We start from the raw sequence: 14483 nt of genomic DNA, 5'->3' as shown, positions 1-14483 counted from the left end.
AATCCCTGAAAAGCTGAGGCGGTATGAATTTTGAATTTTGAATTCAAGGCGGTACTAGGATTAAAACTGAGGTAGATCCAAAATCTAAAATATTGATATGACATCGACATTACCCGAACCCCCTGCGAACGAATCAAGCAAATGGGAAGAAGAACTAGACAGCGCTATTTTCACCTTTGAAGACATTCAAGCTGAACTCAATTATAAACAAGCCAAAACCGCGCTGCGAAATTTAGTCAATAATCTTGACCTCACCCCCCAAGAAAAATCCGGCTTGGAAGCAGAAATTACAGATTTAGAAACCATGTTGAGCAAATTAGACAGCATGGTGGTGCAGATTGCGGCCTTTGGTATGGTGGGACGAGGTAAATCTTCTCTACTCAATGCTTTAGTCGGACAATCAGTATTTGAGACTGGACCATTACACGGTGTCACCCGTACAGAACAAAAGGTTAATTGGACTATTACCGAAGAAATAATTGGTGAAACTGAACGGGCTTTACGAGTTACTTTACGTAGCAATAATCAATCCCAAGTAGAATTAATTGATACTCCGGGATTAGATGAAGTCGATGGTGAAACCCGCGCTGCGTTAGCTGAACAGATAGCAAAACAGGCAGATTTGATTCTTTTTGTTATTACTGCGGATATGACAAAAATGGAACATGAGGCACTTTCCCAGTTGCGGGAAGCTGGTAAACCCATAATTTTGGTATTTAACAAAGTTGACCAATATCCAGAAGCTGACAGAATGGCAATTTACCAAAAAATCCGGGACGATAGGGTGCGAGAGTTAGTTTCACCGGATGAAATTGTTATGTCTGCGGCTTCACCATTGCTAAAAACTGCGGTGCGTCGTGCCGATGGTAGCAGAGGTATACAGTTGCGTCAAGGTAATGCTCAAGTTGATGAACTAAAACTGAAAATTTTAGAGATTCTCCAACGGGAAGGTAAAGCTTTGGTGGCGCTGAATACGATGCTTTATGCTGATAATGTAAATGAGCAAGTGTTACAGCGTAAACTGATAATTCGGGAACAGAACGCAAATGAGTTGATTTGGAAAGCTGTGATGACTAAAGCTATTGCGATCGCTCTCAATCCTGTTACTGTAGTTGATATCCTCAGTGCTGTGATTATTGATATCTCCTTAATTTTAGGCTTATCTAAACTTTACGGTATCCCCATGACCGAAACTGGTGCTGTGAAATTACTCCAAAAAATCGCCCTGAGTATGGGTGGTATCGGTGCTAGTGAACTGTTAGCAAATTTGGGTTTAAGTGGTTTAAAAACTTTACTTGGTATGTCTGCAACAGCAACAGCAGGTGTAGCTTTAGCTCCTTATCTATCTGTAGCAATTACCCAAGCTGGAGTAGCTGGTGTTTCTTCTTATGGGATTGGACAAGTTACTAAAGCTTACTTAGCTAATGGCGCTACTTGGGGGCCTGATGGTCCTAGAGCGGTAGTTAGTCAAATTTTATCAACTTTAGATGAAACTTCGATTTTGAACCGCATCAAAGATGAATTGCTGACTAAAGTTAAACTCAGAAAAAAACTATGAAATCTGCCCAAATTATCGAGCAATCAATCCAAATTAATACTTCAGCCTCAACAGTAGAGCGCTGTTTCACCGATTTAACTCTTATGCACCGTTGGCTTAACCCTGTTCTCCGTTGCGAACCTGTGGGGGAAATGTGGAGTACTGATATCGGTAGTCAAAGTCGGTTTATCATTCAAATTCCTGGACTAAAACCGACTTTAAACACAGTAGTTGTCGAACGGCAACCAGGTTTGGTAATCTGGGGATTCAAAGGATTTTTCCAAGGAAGCGATCGCTGGGAATGTCAACCCGTCGCCAATGGTACAATATTAATCAACCGCTTCCAGTTCCAGATTCCTAACCCGTTGGTAAGTTGGGGTTTCAATACCTTTGCAGCAACTTGGACAAAAGCAGATATGGAAGCCCAGCTGCGTCGTCTTAAACGAGTTGCAGAAGAACTGGGTAATTCGTAATTCGTAATTCGTAATTCGTAATTCGTAATTCGTAATAGTGCCTCCGGTCCCGCTAGGGATACGTAATTCGTAATTTTGAACTTTTTCAACTATTTTTACCCAACTTTTTCAGTAATTGGCGAATTACATCTGCATCTTCAGCTTCAGGAACCTTGGCTAGATAACTTTGTAAATCTTCTCTGGCTTGGGTAAATTGACCAAGTTGATAGTACAGCAAACCTCGATCTCTTAATTCTAAAGTTACATCGGGAAACAACAATAAAATTCGTTCGACTGTGGCTAGAGTTCTGGGTAAATCTTGCTGTTTCAGGTAAATATATTTCAAATTTGTGAGTATTCGTGTTAATAGCTGACGGTTGCTCACTGCGGCTAAAAATTCAGGTTTTAGCGTCACCGATTGCTGATAAATTTGTGAAAGCCGCTCTTGGCAATCTTCTGCAAACATTATCTCACCCTGATTAAACGCATCCACAAAAATCTCTATATCTGGTATATCTGGACGGATGAGGAAATGTCCTGGCATTCCCACCCCCACCATTGGGAAATCAATGCGTTTTGCTACTTCCAGGTAAACTAGTGCTAAAGTGATGGGAATCCCTGTTTTGCGTTCGATTACATCATTAAAGAAACTATTACGAGGGTCATAGTAATCTATTTTATTACCGCCAAATCCTAAATCCTCGTATAAATACTGGTTAAGGCATTGAATCACCCGCAGCGGATAACGGGAAGATGGTAAGCGTTCCTCTAATTCTGCTGCCATTGTATCCAAGGCGTTGAGGTATTCTTCAGTATCAATATCTGGATATTCTTCTTGGGCAATATACAAAGCTGCCTTTGCCAAGTTGATACACTCGTCAGGTTGTTGAATCTCTTGGCAAAAATGCTGACGTGCTGACGAGAAATTCATAAGCAATAGGGATGAAGCGACTGAGGAAAACGTAAACGGTTTTTTGTACTTACTCTTATTTTAGGGTATTCTGAGGATTTACGAATGTATATTTCTTTTGTCTGGTTTGTCCAGAATGTATAGATAATTTACGTTCTGAGTAAAACCCTCAATCCTCTTGACACTAGCTTCATAATTCCTTTACGTATAAATAAATATCTGGTAACTCTGCTAAAAAAAATCCGGCTATAACCCCGATAATGTCAGGTTTTAACCTTTTTTTAATTAAAAGTTAAAAGTTAAAAGTTAAAAATTAAAAATGACTAAAAATTTAGTTTCCAAAAAAATTACACAATGACTACTATGAATGTTTTGAAAAAATTCTCAATGGTAGCAGCCGCAGCAGTAAGCGCTACCGTAGCCCTAGGTGGACAAGGTGCAGCTTTTGCTTTCACTGTAACCCAAAACAGCAATGCTAATCAACTACTCAACTCATTACTAGGGTCTAATACTAGTGGACTCAGTGCCTTCAATGTCACAACCACAGGTGACGCAAATGCGTTTGGCTTGTTCAATAATGATCCATTTGGTTTTGGTTCTGGTGTAGTTCTCAGTACAGGAAATGTTTTAGATGTAGTAGGACCCAATGATACATCCATCAAAACTACTGATTATGGAACAATAGGTGACACTGAGAACTCTTTTGACTTGGCTCAACTAGATATTTCCTTCTTTGCTGACAATACAGTAGACAATGTCTACTTTGAATATGTGTTTGGTTCCGAAGAGTTTTTAGAGTATGCAGGTAGTGAGTATAACGATTCCTTCGAGCTTTTATTAAACGGAACAAACTTAGCACTTTTAGCCAACGGTAACTTCGTCACTATCAACAATTTGGCAAATAGCCCTACTGGACCTTTCGATCCTGCTTACATCAATAATACTGGTAATGACACACAGTTAGATGGATACACCAAAAATCTAACTTTTCAGGGTGCTGTGAATAAGAATGCTGTAAATACTCTCAGCATCAAAATCAATGATGTGAGTGATAGTTCTTGGGACTCTGCTGTGTTCTTAAAGGGCGGTTCTCTTAGTGTAGAACCACCCAAGTCAACTCCCGAACCCGCTTCCCTCATTGGTATCTTAGGCTTAGGTGCTTTTGGCGTTACCACTCTTCGCAAACGTAAACAGCAAGCCACCGTTAAAGCATAAATTTATCATTAAATATAATTAAACCTCAGCCATGTCAACTCCAGACATGGCTTTTTTGCTTTTGATACCAGAGATACTCAACGTGTTCAAGAAGTCGGGGATCTGCTCTTAATAATGAATTTAAGGCGAAGGTGGGGGCGTTCAGTGCTAACCTAAAAGATGACATTGCTTGATCTCAGGTCGTTTACGACCCACTCTCAAAAATAGCTTCAATCATTTAGGCGCAGCATGGTCACCACCGCAGAAAAAACAAACATCGGTTACATTACCCAAATCATCGGTCCAGTTGTAGACGTTAAATTTCCCAGCGGGAAGTTACCTCAAATCTACAACGCTTTGACCATCAACGGCACTAACGAAGCCGGACAAAACCTCAGCCTCACCGTTGAAGTACAGCAATTGCTAGGTGACAACCAAGTACGGGCTGTAGCAATGAGTACTACAGACGGATTAGTACGTGGTTTGGAAGTTGTTGATACTGGCGCTCCCATTAGCGTACCCGTGGGTAAAGCCACTTTGGGACGGATTTTCAACGTTTTGGGCGAACCTGTAGACAACCAGGGTCCCGTAAATGCTGAAGCAACTCTACCTATCCACCGTCCTGCACCCAAATTCACAGACTTGGAAACCAATCCTTCTGTGTTTGAAACAGGGATTAAAGTTGTGGACTTGCTGACTCCCTACAGACGCGGTGGTAAAATCGGTCTGTTCGGCGGTGCAGGTGTTGGTAAAACCGTGATCATGATGGAATTGATCAACAACATCGCTACCCAACACGGTGGTGTGTCTGTATTCGCGGGTGTGGGTGAACGCACACGTGAAGGAAATGACCTCTACAACGAAATGATGGAATCTGGAGTTATCAATAAAGATAATCTCAACGAATCCAAGATTGCTCTAGTTTATGGTCAAATGAATGAACCACCCGGAGCAAGAATGCGGGTTGGTTTGTCTGGTTTGACAATGGCTGAGTATTTCCGTGATGTGAACAAGCAAGACGTATTGCTGTTTGTTGATAACATTTTCCGGTTTGTACAAGCTGGTTCTGAAGTATCGGCACTATTGGGTCGGATGCCTTCTGCGGTAGGATATCAGCCTACTCTGGGTACAGACGTGGGTGCATTGCAAGAACGGATTACTTCTACAACCGAAGGTTCTATTACTTCTATTCAAGCTGTATATGTACCTGCGGATGACTTGACAGACCCCGCACCTGCAACTACATTTGCTCACTTGGATGGGACAACAGTATTGTCTCGTGGTTTGGCTGCTAAGGGTATTTATCCAGCGGTAGATCCTCTGGGTTCTACTTCTACCATGCTTCAGCCCAACATCGTTGGTAGTGATCACTACGATACTGCACGGGCTGTACAATCCACTCTACAACGTTACAAAGAACTACAAGACATCATCGCCATTCTCGGTTTAGATGAATTGTCTGAAGAAGACCGTCTGGTTGTGGCACGGGCGCGGAAAGTTGAGCGTTTCTTGTCTCAGCCATTCTTCGTAGCAGAAGTATTTACCGGTTCTCCTGGTAAGTATGTGAAGTTGGAAGACACGATTAAAGGGTTCAAGCAAATTCTGTCTGGTGAATTGGATGCTTTACCAGAGCAAGCTTTCTACTTGGTAGGCGATATCAACGAAGCGATCGCTAAAGCTGAAAAGCTGAAGGGATAATTCGTAATAGTGCCTCCGGTCCCGCTAGGGATTCGTAATTCGTAATTCGTAATTTGTAATTTATGAATTACGAATTAACAATCATCAATTAGAAATTAAGAATATGACCCTAACTGTTCGTGTAATTGCCCCAGATAAGACCGTTTGGGATGCCCAAGCTGAAGAAGTAGTATTGCCTAGCACTACTGGTCAATTAGGTATTTTAAGTGGACACGCGCCGCTGTTATCTGCCTTGGATATAGGTGTAATGCGGGTTCGCGCTAACAAAAATCAAGATTGGCAAGCGATCGCACTTTTGGGCGGTTTTGCTGAAGTTGATGAAGACGAAGTGACTATCTTGGTCAACGGTGCTGAACGTGGCGACAAAATTAACCTGGAAGAAGCCCGTACCGCTTACAGCCAAGCCCAAACTCTTCTGAATCAAGTACCCGCAGGCGACCGTCAAGAACAAATCCAAGCAACTAAAGTCTTTAAACGCGCTCGCGCTCGTTTTCAAGCCGCTGGTGGTTTGGTATAGCAGGTGACAGGGAACAGGTGACAGGTGACAGTCTGAAAAGTCTTTTGGTGTCTAGGTTTTATAATCAGTTGGTGTCCTAACCGCCCTGTCCGTTGCTATATAAAACAAATCTCATACTTTCAAATTGTGAGTCTGGGCTTTTGCCTAGTTTGTAGGGGTAAGGCGCATTGCTCTTTACCCCTATTCTATTTAAAGAAGATTTCTGGTTTTTATAGCAGGAGTCAGGAGTCAGGAGTCAGGAGTCAGGAGTCAGGAGTAAAACCCTCTTGTAGTGGGAGTTTCATTATCAATTGATGTCCTAACTACCCTGTCCACGGCTGTATAAAGTCTAAATTAACCGAAAAATCCTGTAATCGGAATTTCAATGATAAATTCTGAGCCTCCTTCCGGGACAGCTTTGTAAATCAAATGACCTTTGTGAATTTCAGTGATAATTTGGTGGCTAGTAAATAAGCCTAAACCAACACCTTTAACAACTAATTTTGTAGAAAAAAACGGCTCAAATAGACGATCCTTATCTTCTTCGGCAATTCCGATACCATTGTCTTTAATACTGATGATTGCTTTATTTTCCTGGGTAGTATGTGTATGAATAGAAATTATAGGTTTGAATGAACTATCAATAACTGAATTTACTTTTAAATGCAGTGCATCTATGGCATTTTGCAAAATATTCATTAACACTTGATTAAATAAATTTGTATAGCCCATAAATTCTGGTAAATCTTCATAGTTCTTGAAAATTTCCACGCTAACTGAACCATCTTTTAATGCCAGTTGATAGCGTAGAGTCATGAGAACGCTATCGATACTTTGGTGAACATCGAAAGGTTTGATACCTGACTTATCAAGACGAGAGAAAATATGCAGAGCATGAACAACAGCGCGAATTCGTTCTGCTCCAGTGCGAATAGAATGAATTACTCTAGTAAAATCTGGAGTCAAAAATTCCAGTTCAATTTCTTTGATAAAATTTTTAATTTCGGGATTTGGATCTGGAAATGCTTTTTGATAAAGCTGAATCAGACTAATTAGCTTTTCACTATATTCAGATGCAGGATTAAGATTGCAAAGAATAAAACTGAGGGGGTTGTTAATTTCATGAGAAATGCCGGCTGCAATTCGACTTGCATTCAGTAGCTTTTCTTTGTGAATAAGTTCAGCTTGAGCATTTTGTAATACTAGTAGGGTATTTTCTAATTGATCATTACGAGCTTCTAGCTCTTTTTGTAAGTGTTTAAGCCTTAACTGAGTTTGAACTCTTACCAACACTTCTTCTAAGTGAAATGGTTTGGTAATATAGTCAATGCCTCCAACTTCAAATGCTCGAACCTTATCAGTAATATCATTACCAGCGCTTAAAAAAATAACAGGAATTGATTGATTTTTTGGGTCATTTTTTAAAGCTTTACATACTTCATAACCCCCAATTCCTGGCATATTAATGTCTAAAAGTATCAAATCTGGTGGAAGTGCCTGAACAGCCATTAATGCTGCTTGTCCATTGATTGCTTTGCGAACTTGATAATTTTGTTTTGATAGAAAATCAGATAAAAATCGAATATTTTCAAGCTTATCATCAACAATCAGAAGATCCGCTAGAAATACATTTTTTTGTCCGGGCATATTCATTAATTATTTTAAAAAAATAGGTAGTCTGTTTTTTAAAGAAATGAGGGAAATAAAATCATCTAATAAACACAAAACTTTTGTTATTCAATCTTTTTTTGTAGTTCTTTTATCCATTCCTTGAGATAAGAAATTGTTTCTTGAGCCGTGATAATACTCAATTGATGTTTAACCCGCGCCAAAACCTCCTCTATATAAAATGGCTTGGTAATGTAGTCTGCACCACCGACTTCAAAAGCCTTTCCCTTATCAATCACATCTTCTGATGCACTTAAGAAAATAATGGGAATATGGGCAGTTTTAGGGTTTGATTTCAGATATTCACAAACCTCATAGCCATTCATTTCTGGCATTCTAATATCTAATAAAATCAAACTGGGTGGAGATGCTTCAACTGCTGTCAGAGCCATTGAGCCGCTGATGGCTTTGCGGGTTTGGTAGCCATTCTGCTCTAAAATACTAGAAAGGAGACGGATATTTTCTAAAAAATCATCAACAATCAAAATATTTGTCTGGGTATTTGGTACTACAAATGTGTCTGGGTTATTTTGATTATTCATAAATTTACCTTACATATTTCCTTGTCTTGGTTGAGTCAATATCATCAGTTGCTTAAACTGATAAGTTGAAATCAATTTAGTTAAAGCTGCGATTAGCAACGTTTGTTCAGGTGGAATTTGATGAATCAGCTTAAGACTATCAGCATCATTACCTTGGGCAGATGCAAAGTGTAATTGGTTAATCCATTCGATGGGCATAATGTCTAAGGACGTTCTATCAAGAATAAAATTCTCTGTCTTATTGACTAAGTTGGCAGTAATTTTATTCCCTGCGTTAGGTGTATACAAGTATTGTATTTGTAGATGCCCAGAAAGAGTTTCCAGGATTTCTGCCCAGTGGAATGGTTTGCTGACAAAATCATCACAGCCTGCGGACAAACTTTCCTCTCGCTGTTCTGTAAAGGCACTGGCAGTGAGAGCAATAATTTTTGTAGGAGTTTGCATTTGGTTTAACTCTTGCTCCCTAATCCGAATTTGTCGAGTAGCTTCATAGCCATCGATAATAGGCATCTGCATATCCATAAAAATCAGGTGAGGTTGCCATTGCTGCCAGAGTGCGATCGCAATTTGCCCATTTTCAGCTTCTTTTACTTCAAAGCCTAACCTTATCAGAATTTTGCTGAGTAGTAATCTGTTAGTAGAATTATCTTCGGCAATCAGAATTCGATAGTTCTGTCCATGTCCAATACTAACTGCATGATCAACGGGGAAAGATTTGGAACTAGGGGTTGGTTGAGCCAAACCAGCCTGAATGTGAAACGTGAAACAACTACCTTGACCTAACTCGCTACAAACAGTAATTTCACCACCCATTAATTGTACAAACTTCTGACTAATCCGCAACCCTAAACCTGTTCCTTCTTTAGATTTCTGTCCGGCTCGTGTTTGCTGAAAGGCCTGAAATAAATCACCAATTTCTTCTGGAGAAATACCGGGGCCTGTATCTTCTACTTCAAAAAAGAGGGAGTGCTGAGTAGTCAGTGATTCAGTGTCACCTTCCGATAACTGCTGATTTCTAATTCGCAGAGTTACGCTTCCTTGCTCTGTAAACTTGATAGCATTACTTAACAGATTTATGAGTACCTGACGGAGTTTATTTTCATCAGCTTTGATGTAATGAGGTACAGTAGGATCACAGTTAAAACTCAGTTGTAAATCTTTGGATTGTGCTTTTAGTTGCAGTAAAGCTTCCAAACTAGCCAGCAGTTGGTACAGATCAAACTCTGTTTCATAAAGTGTAGTTCGTCCTGCTTCAATTTTTGACATTTCCAGGACATCATTAATCAGTCCCAGCAGATGTTCACCACTGTGGTTAATGATTTCGATATACCGTTGATGGTCAAAAGTTAAGGATTGGTCTTGTTGCATTAACTGAGTAAAGCCGAGAATAGCGTTAAGTGGAGTCCGCAGTTCATGACTCATGTTCGCTAGAAACTCACTTTTAGCCCGGTTAGCAGCGTCTGCGGCTTCTTTAGCTCGTTTTAGTTCTTCTGCTTGTTTTTGAGTTTGGGCAAATAGTTCGGCTTGTTGTACAGCTACTCCCAATTGATTGCCGATTTGGGTAATAATTCCGATTTCTGATTCTTGCCACTGTCGGGGGTTGCCATTTTGATAAACTGCTAACAAACCCCAGAGTTTTTTACCGCAAAAAATGGGTGTGATGATGTAAGCTCGTGCTTGCAATTCTTCGAGAAGATTGAGATAGCAGGAATTGAATCCGGCTGTGTAAATATCACTAACACAGCAATAACTATTTTTTTGGCGATAAATACCGCCTTCATTTTCTTGTAAATAAGTATCCCGATTCAAAACCTCTGCACTGCTGAGTTGAGTTTTGATGCAATCATTCCCTTCAACAGCAACTTGGGTGAGTTGGGGATCATTTGCCCGTGCGGGAAGCAATATATTCCAAGACTCCGCGACAGACTCAGAAACAAATTCCCCACTCCAGTCTGGCTTAAAGCGGTAAATCAGAACGCGATCGCATCCCACAGTTTGCCGTAATTCAGTAGTGGTGACATTAAAAATCGATTCAAGGTTGAGGGTTTGACGCATTCGCAGAATTACGCCGTTAATGGCCTTTTCTCTTTCTGCCATTTCTCTCATGGCAGTTTCTGCTGTGGTTCTTTCCCTAACTTCGACTTCTAAGGCGTTATTGGCAGTCACAAGTTCGACAGTGCGTTCCTGCACCCGGAATTCTAGTTCTTGATAAGCTTGGTGTTTCTCTTCTTCTGCCCATTTGCGTTGTAGTTCAGCAGAAGCCCGTGCTGCAAAAACCTTGAGAAGATCTTTGTTGCGATCGTTTGCTTGAAAGGGTTTGACATCAACGATACACAGGTTGCCAATTACATTTTGATTGATATCGACTAATGGAACGCCTAGGTAGCTTTCGGCATTTAACCTTTCAATCAGTGCATTACCGGGAAATATCTCCTGCAAGCCACTAGGATAGGCACACAGCATATTTTTTTGAACTACATTTTTACAAGGAGTGTTAATCAGTTCATATTCAAAATTTTCTGCTAGATGATCTACAGTCCATACGTTAATACTCCGCAGCTTTTGTAAGGAGTTGTCAACGGTTTCAAACACTATGGCGTAGGCAACATCCAGTGCTGTTGCTAAGTTTTCGACTAAAGCAGGAAAAAATTTATCTCCAGTCACAGAAGAAGTACCGGATACAATCATTTGCAGAGTTTCTTCCGTGCGTTGCCGTTCTGCTACTTGCTTTTGTAACTCTCTATTGATGGTTTCTAGCTGTTCTGGTGTTCGCAATGCCAAAAATTGTGGCAGGAGTTCCACCAGTTGTAAAGCTGTATAACAGGAAACTAAGGCAGTGAAGGCGCGTTCAATGGCAGAAATCCAGTAATAGGGATACCAAAGTGTCAAAATATCCAGGAGATGCCCCGTACCACAGAGGATAATAAATGCCCCAAATAAGACAAAGACTTTGGAAAAAGGCATATCACTCCGTTTGCTGACAAAGTAGATCAGCATTGCCGGAATAGAGAAATAAGCGATCGCAATTAGCGCGTCACTAACTACATATAAACCTACCAGGGGAGTTTGCCAGAGATAGCAATGCCCGTGGGGCATATAGGAACGGGAAAATAAAATATTTTGCAAGAATTCCAATATTGCTGACATAATTTAACCTTGCTGTCCTAAATCTATCAAATGATGACAACTAACAGAATTTAGGGAGAATAGGGTATGCAATTTTTTTTAGTAGTGAGAATATTTAATTTTTACCGATGGAAATTGTTACCTTATCAGAATCTAACTTAAAAAACCAGTACCGATGGAACTTTAAGCTGGTAATTTAACAATCGGAACAAGAATTTTATTTTTCAGAAAAGAAAGATTGATAAAATGACTTCTTAATCAGTTTAATCACAGTTATCTGTCTATTGCGTGTGACTTCCCATGACAATATCTCCGAACAATCTCAAAAACGCAGAAGAGGTGTTATCCTCAGTTTCCAAGGCTGGCAACTGTTGCAAGCGGCTGAATACTTGTCCGCAGCACGGGAAAATTCCGGTCATCCTTATACTTTAGAACAATTGAGCGAGCGCACCGGCATCAGCACCAAAACTTTAATTAAAGTTCGTCGGCGACAAAGCCCTATCGACAGTCCCACCCTAGCTTCCTATTTTAAAGCCTTTGAACTGTCTTTGAGAGAGGATGATTATGTCAGACAAGAGCCAGATCATGATACTGCAAAAGCAGTTCTCACTAGCTTGCTGCAAGCACCATTAAAAGGACAACTTTCCCTAGATTCACCCTTTTATATCTATCGTCCCCCAGCAGAAAAACTCTTTATTCGAGAAATCTTTCAACCAGGAGCTTTAATTCGCATTCGCGCACCTCGCCAATTTGGGAAAACATCACTAATTGCCCAAGGATTATCTCAAGCCAAAGAACATGGGTGTCGCACAGCTGTTGTTAGTCTACAACTGGCAGATAGCCAAGTTTTAGGCAATTTAAGTCATTTTCTCCAATGGCTTTGTTTAATGGTAAGCCGTAGTTTAGGCATACCCAACCGTTTAGAAGAATTATGGAATCCATTATTTGGCAGCAATTATAGCTGCACCGACTATTTTGAAACCCATTTATTACCTGCTGCGTCAAGTCCCCTACTTTTAGTGTTAGATGAAGTTAACGTTTTGTTTAACTACCCCGATATAGCTGCTGACTTTTTTGGAATGCTACGAGCTTGGTATGAACAAGCTAGACATAGTACAGGAAGTAGCGAATTATGGCAGAGATTACGGTTAGTAATTGTGTATTCAACCGAGGTCTTTTTACCATTAAACCTGCATCAATCACCCTTTAATGTGGGATTACTAATTGAATTACCAGCATTTACCCGACAGCAAGTGCAAGAATTAGCTATTCGTTATGCTGCTCCCACTCCAGAAATCTCTGGGATAGAATTAAATAAACTGCTTGGAGGAAATCCATATCTAACGCAGTTAGCCCTATTTCACCTAAATGAAAAAAACAAAAATATAGAGCAATTGCTAACAGATGTCACCACCCCTGATAGTATTTTCAATAGTCACTTACGGCAACAATTAGGTTATTTAGAAAAACATCCACATCTTCAAGAAGCAATTCCCAGTCTAATGAAGTACACACCAATTTATTCCCTGTTCCCTGTTAAGAGTTCCCTGTTCCCTAAAACTAGAAAACTTTGTACCTCACGAGCATGGAAACTGCTATAGTATGGGGCAATTTCTGTAAAGTTGGAAATGATTAATTTAAAAAACTACCCCCGCACATCCTTATAATGTTGTTCGGCATAACTACCTGTTAGCGTCATAAAATTTAAGCGAAGTTGAATTTTTAGATTGTATTCATGGGAAGAGTTTAAAAAATCGTAATTGTGTTGATATTCCCATTCACAACACCATTCACCAGATACCGACTCAAACTTAAACCCAGAACAATACAACGTTTTTCGTTCAGTTTCCGTTCTTTTTAAATCCTTACCACTGTAACAGTAAAGACAATCAGAATTAAGAGTCCAGTTACCAAAGTTACTGACCCATTCAGAGCAAGCTATCAGGGGAGCAGCACCTCGTTTCTGGATCTCTTTTATCCCTGTAGGGCAAGTGTTAGTAAAAATCGCTTCTTCCCGCTCAAAAACCAGTGATAAATCACGTTCTCTATATTGCCAAACGCCTTGTTTTTGAGCAGATTTATAGACCAATTTCAGGGTGGCAGTGTTGTCATCGTTAGGAACTAGAGGTAGCAAGCCAACTTCATAAATTTGCAACATTTTAATTCACTAGAAGTTGTTGAGTCAATGGAATGTTTGAGCGTGGGAATGAAATTTAATTTCAGAATAAATAAGCGTCATCTAAAATTTATTATCACACATTGAGCGTACAAGCAAGTATTAACTCTGGATATTAAACAAATTTTTTCAGATCACATTATTTGAGTGAACCAAAATTTTGATTGTTAGAGCTAAGATTTTGAGTCGGTTTTTGAGCCACATTACAGACACATCAACGCTGCACAAGACACAATAATATCCCACAACTTTACACAAGAATCCTCAAAAAGCCACAAAACAAAATAACGCACTTTTGACCATTTGCATTAAAATGACTTATTGAGAATAGACAGCCACACAACTCCACAATGCAACCACAGCACAGCCACAAACAAACACAATTTCTGTGCCAAGCGTTGTGTGAAGCTAATGCAAATTACCCGGCAGAATAATGAAAGTGTAACTTACTATACTTTTATTTTCTACCACCAAGTCGAGTTACCCTTTGAGAAAATTCCTGTAAATTAGAGTTAAAAACCAAATACTCTGGCTTAAATTGACCGTGATATCTATGTCGAGGATAGAGAAAATCAGTTAAATTAGCTAAAAAATCAGAATCTTTTGCCATTGCTGTTTATATCCGTTAGTAAAAAAGCTCTTTTTCCAAATAGGACTCTAGAGCATAATAACCAATTTAGTTGG

General features: G+C 39.9%; 12 protein-coding genes. 6 read left to right on the top strand and 6 right to left on the bottom strand.

The window, feature by feature from the left end; all coding sequences use genetic code 11:
- The first annotated feature begins 97 nt into the window (after window positions 1–97).
- Together H6G68_RS09050 and H6G68_RS09045 are read left to right on the top strand one after the other, a co-directional pair.
- Window positions 98–1558 carry a GTP-binding protein gene (locus H6G68_RS09050; RefSeq protein ID WP_190906331.1) on the top strand — a complete coding sequence of 487 codons (1461 nt, stop codon included), beginning with the start codon at window positions 98–100 and terminating at the stop codon, window positions 1556–1558.
- Entirely contained in the window at window positions 1555–2010 is a 456-nt protein-coding gene (locus tag H6G68_RS09045; protein WP_190906330.1) for an SRPBCC family protein, read from the top strand. Before H6G68_RS09050 ends, H6G68_RS09045 begins: the two co-directional genes overlap by 4 nt.
- Window positions 2011–2095: 85 nt before the next feature.
- Here H6G68_RS09045 and H6G68_RS09040 read toward each other — a convergent pair whose 3' ends face one another.
- On the bottom strand, window positions 2096–2920 hold the full coding sequence (locus H6G68_RS09040; protein ID WP_190906329.1) for a SirB1 family protein: 825 nt from the start codon (window positions 2918–2920) through the stop codon (window positions 2096–2098).
- Between the two features lie 333 nt (window positions 2921–3253).
- Between H6G68_RS09040 and H6G68_RS09035 the strand changes: the two genes are divergently transcribed.
- From H6G68_RS09035 to atpC, 3 genes are all read left to right on the top strand, one after another.
- Window positions 3254–4114: a choice-of-anchor L family PEP-CTERM protein gene (locus H6G68_RS09035; protein ID WP_242045196.1), complete on the top strand. Its 861-nt coding sequence runs from the start codon at window positions 3254–3256 to the stop codon at window positions 4112–4114.
- A gap of 228 nt (window positions 4115–4342) precedes the next feature.
- Window positions 4343–5791 (top strand): F0F1 ATP synthase subunit beta, encoded by a 1449-nt coding sequence (gene atpD / locus H6G68_RS09030; protein ID WP_190906328.1) that lies wholly within the window; start codon window positions 4343–4345, stop codon window positions 5789–5791.
- Between the two features lie 103 nt (window positions 5792–5894).
- Complete coding sequence (gene atpC / locus H6G68_RS09025; RefSeq protein WP_127052196.1) at window positions 5895–6308, top strand: ATP synthase F1 subunit epsilon; 414 nt, start codon at window positions 5895–5897, stop codon at window positions 6306–6308.
- Window positions 6309–6641: 333 nt separating this feature from the next.
- Here atpC and H6G68_RS09020 read toward each other — a convergent pair whose 3' ends face one another.
- From H6G68_RS09020 to H6G68_RS09010, 3 genes are all read right to left on the bottom strand, one after another.
- A complete protein-coding gene (locus H6G68_RS09020; RefSeq protein ID WP_242045194.1) occupies window positions 6642–7940 on the bottom strand; it encodes a hybrid sensor histidine kinase/response regulator in 1299 nt (432 codons plus the stop codon).
- Between the two features lie 80 nt (window positions 7941–8020).
- Complete coding sequence (locus H6G68_RS09015; protein WP_190906327.1) at window positions 8021–8497, bottom strand: response regulator; 477 nt, start codon at window positions 8495–8497, stop codon at window positions 8021–8023.
- Window positions 8498–8506: 9 nt separating this feature from the next.
- A complete protein-coding gene (locus H6G68_RS09010) occupies window positions 8507–11644 on the bottom strand; it encodes a GAF domain-containing protein (protein ID WP_190906326.1) in 3138 nt (1045 codons plus the stop codon).
- Window positions 11645–11913: 269 nt separating this feature from the next.
- On the opposite strand from H6G68_RS09010, the gene H6G68_RS09005 reads away from it, so the two are divergent.
- Entirely contained in the window at window positions 11914–13224 is a 1311-nt protein-coding gene (locus H6G68_RS09005; RefSeq protein ID WP_190906325.1) for an AAA-like domain-containing protein, read from the top strand.
- A 44-nt stretch (window positions 13225–13268) separates the two neighbouring features.
- On the opposite strand, the gene H6G68_RS09000 is transcribed toward H6G68_RS09005, so the two are convergent.
- Both H6G68_RS09000 and H6G68_RS08995 read right to left on the bottom strand, forming a co-directional pair.
- Window positions 13269–13781: a hypothetical protein gene (locus tag H6G68_RS09000; protein ID WP_190906324.1), complete on the bottom strand. Its 513-nt coding sequence runs from the start codon at window positions 13779–13781 to the stop codon at window positions 13269–13271.
- 475 nt (window positions 13782–14256) lie between these two features.
- Window positions 14257–14409 (bottom strand): DUF7219 family protein, encoded by a 153-nt coding sequence (locus tag H6G68_RS08995; protein ID WP_190906411.1) that lies wholly within the window; start codon window positions 14407–14409, stop codon window positions 14257–14259.
- Window positions 14410–14483: the final 74 nt, after the last annotated feature.

Origin of the sequence: Anabaena catenula FACHB-362 (assembly GCF_014698735.1) — a bacterium.
GTDB classification, from domain to species: domain Bacteria; phylum Cyanobacteriota; class Cyanobacteriia; order Cyanobacteriales; family Nostocaceae; genus Anabaena; species Anabaena variabilis_A.
Note: the sequence above shows the minus strand (reverse complement) of the source record. Positions and strands in the feature narration are given on the sequence as shown.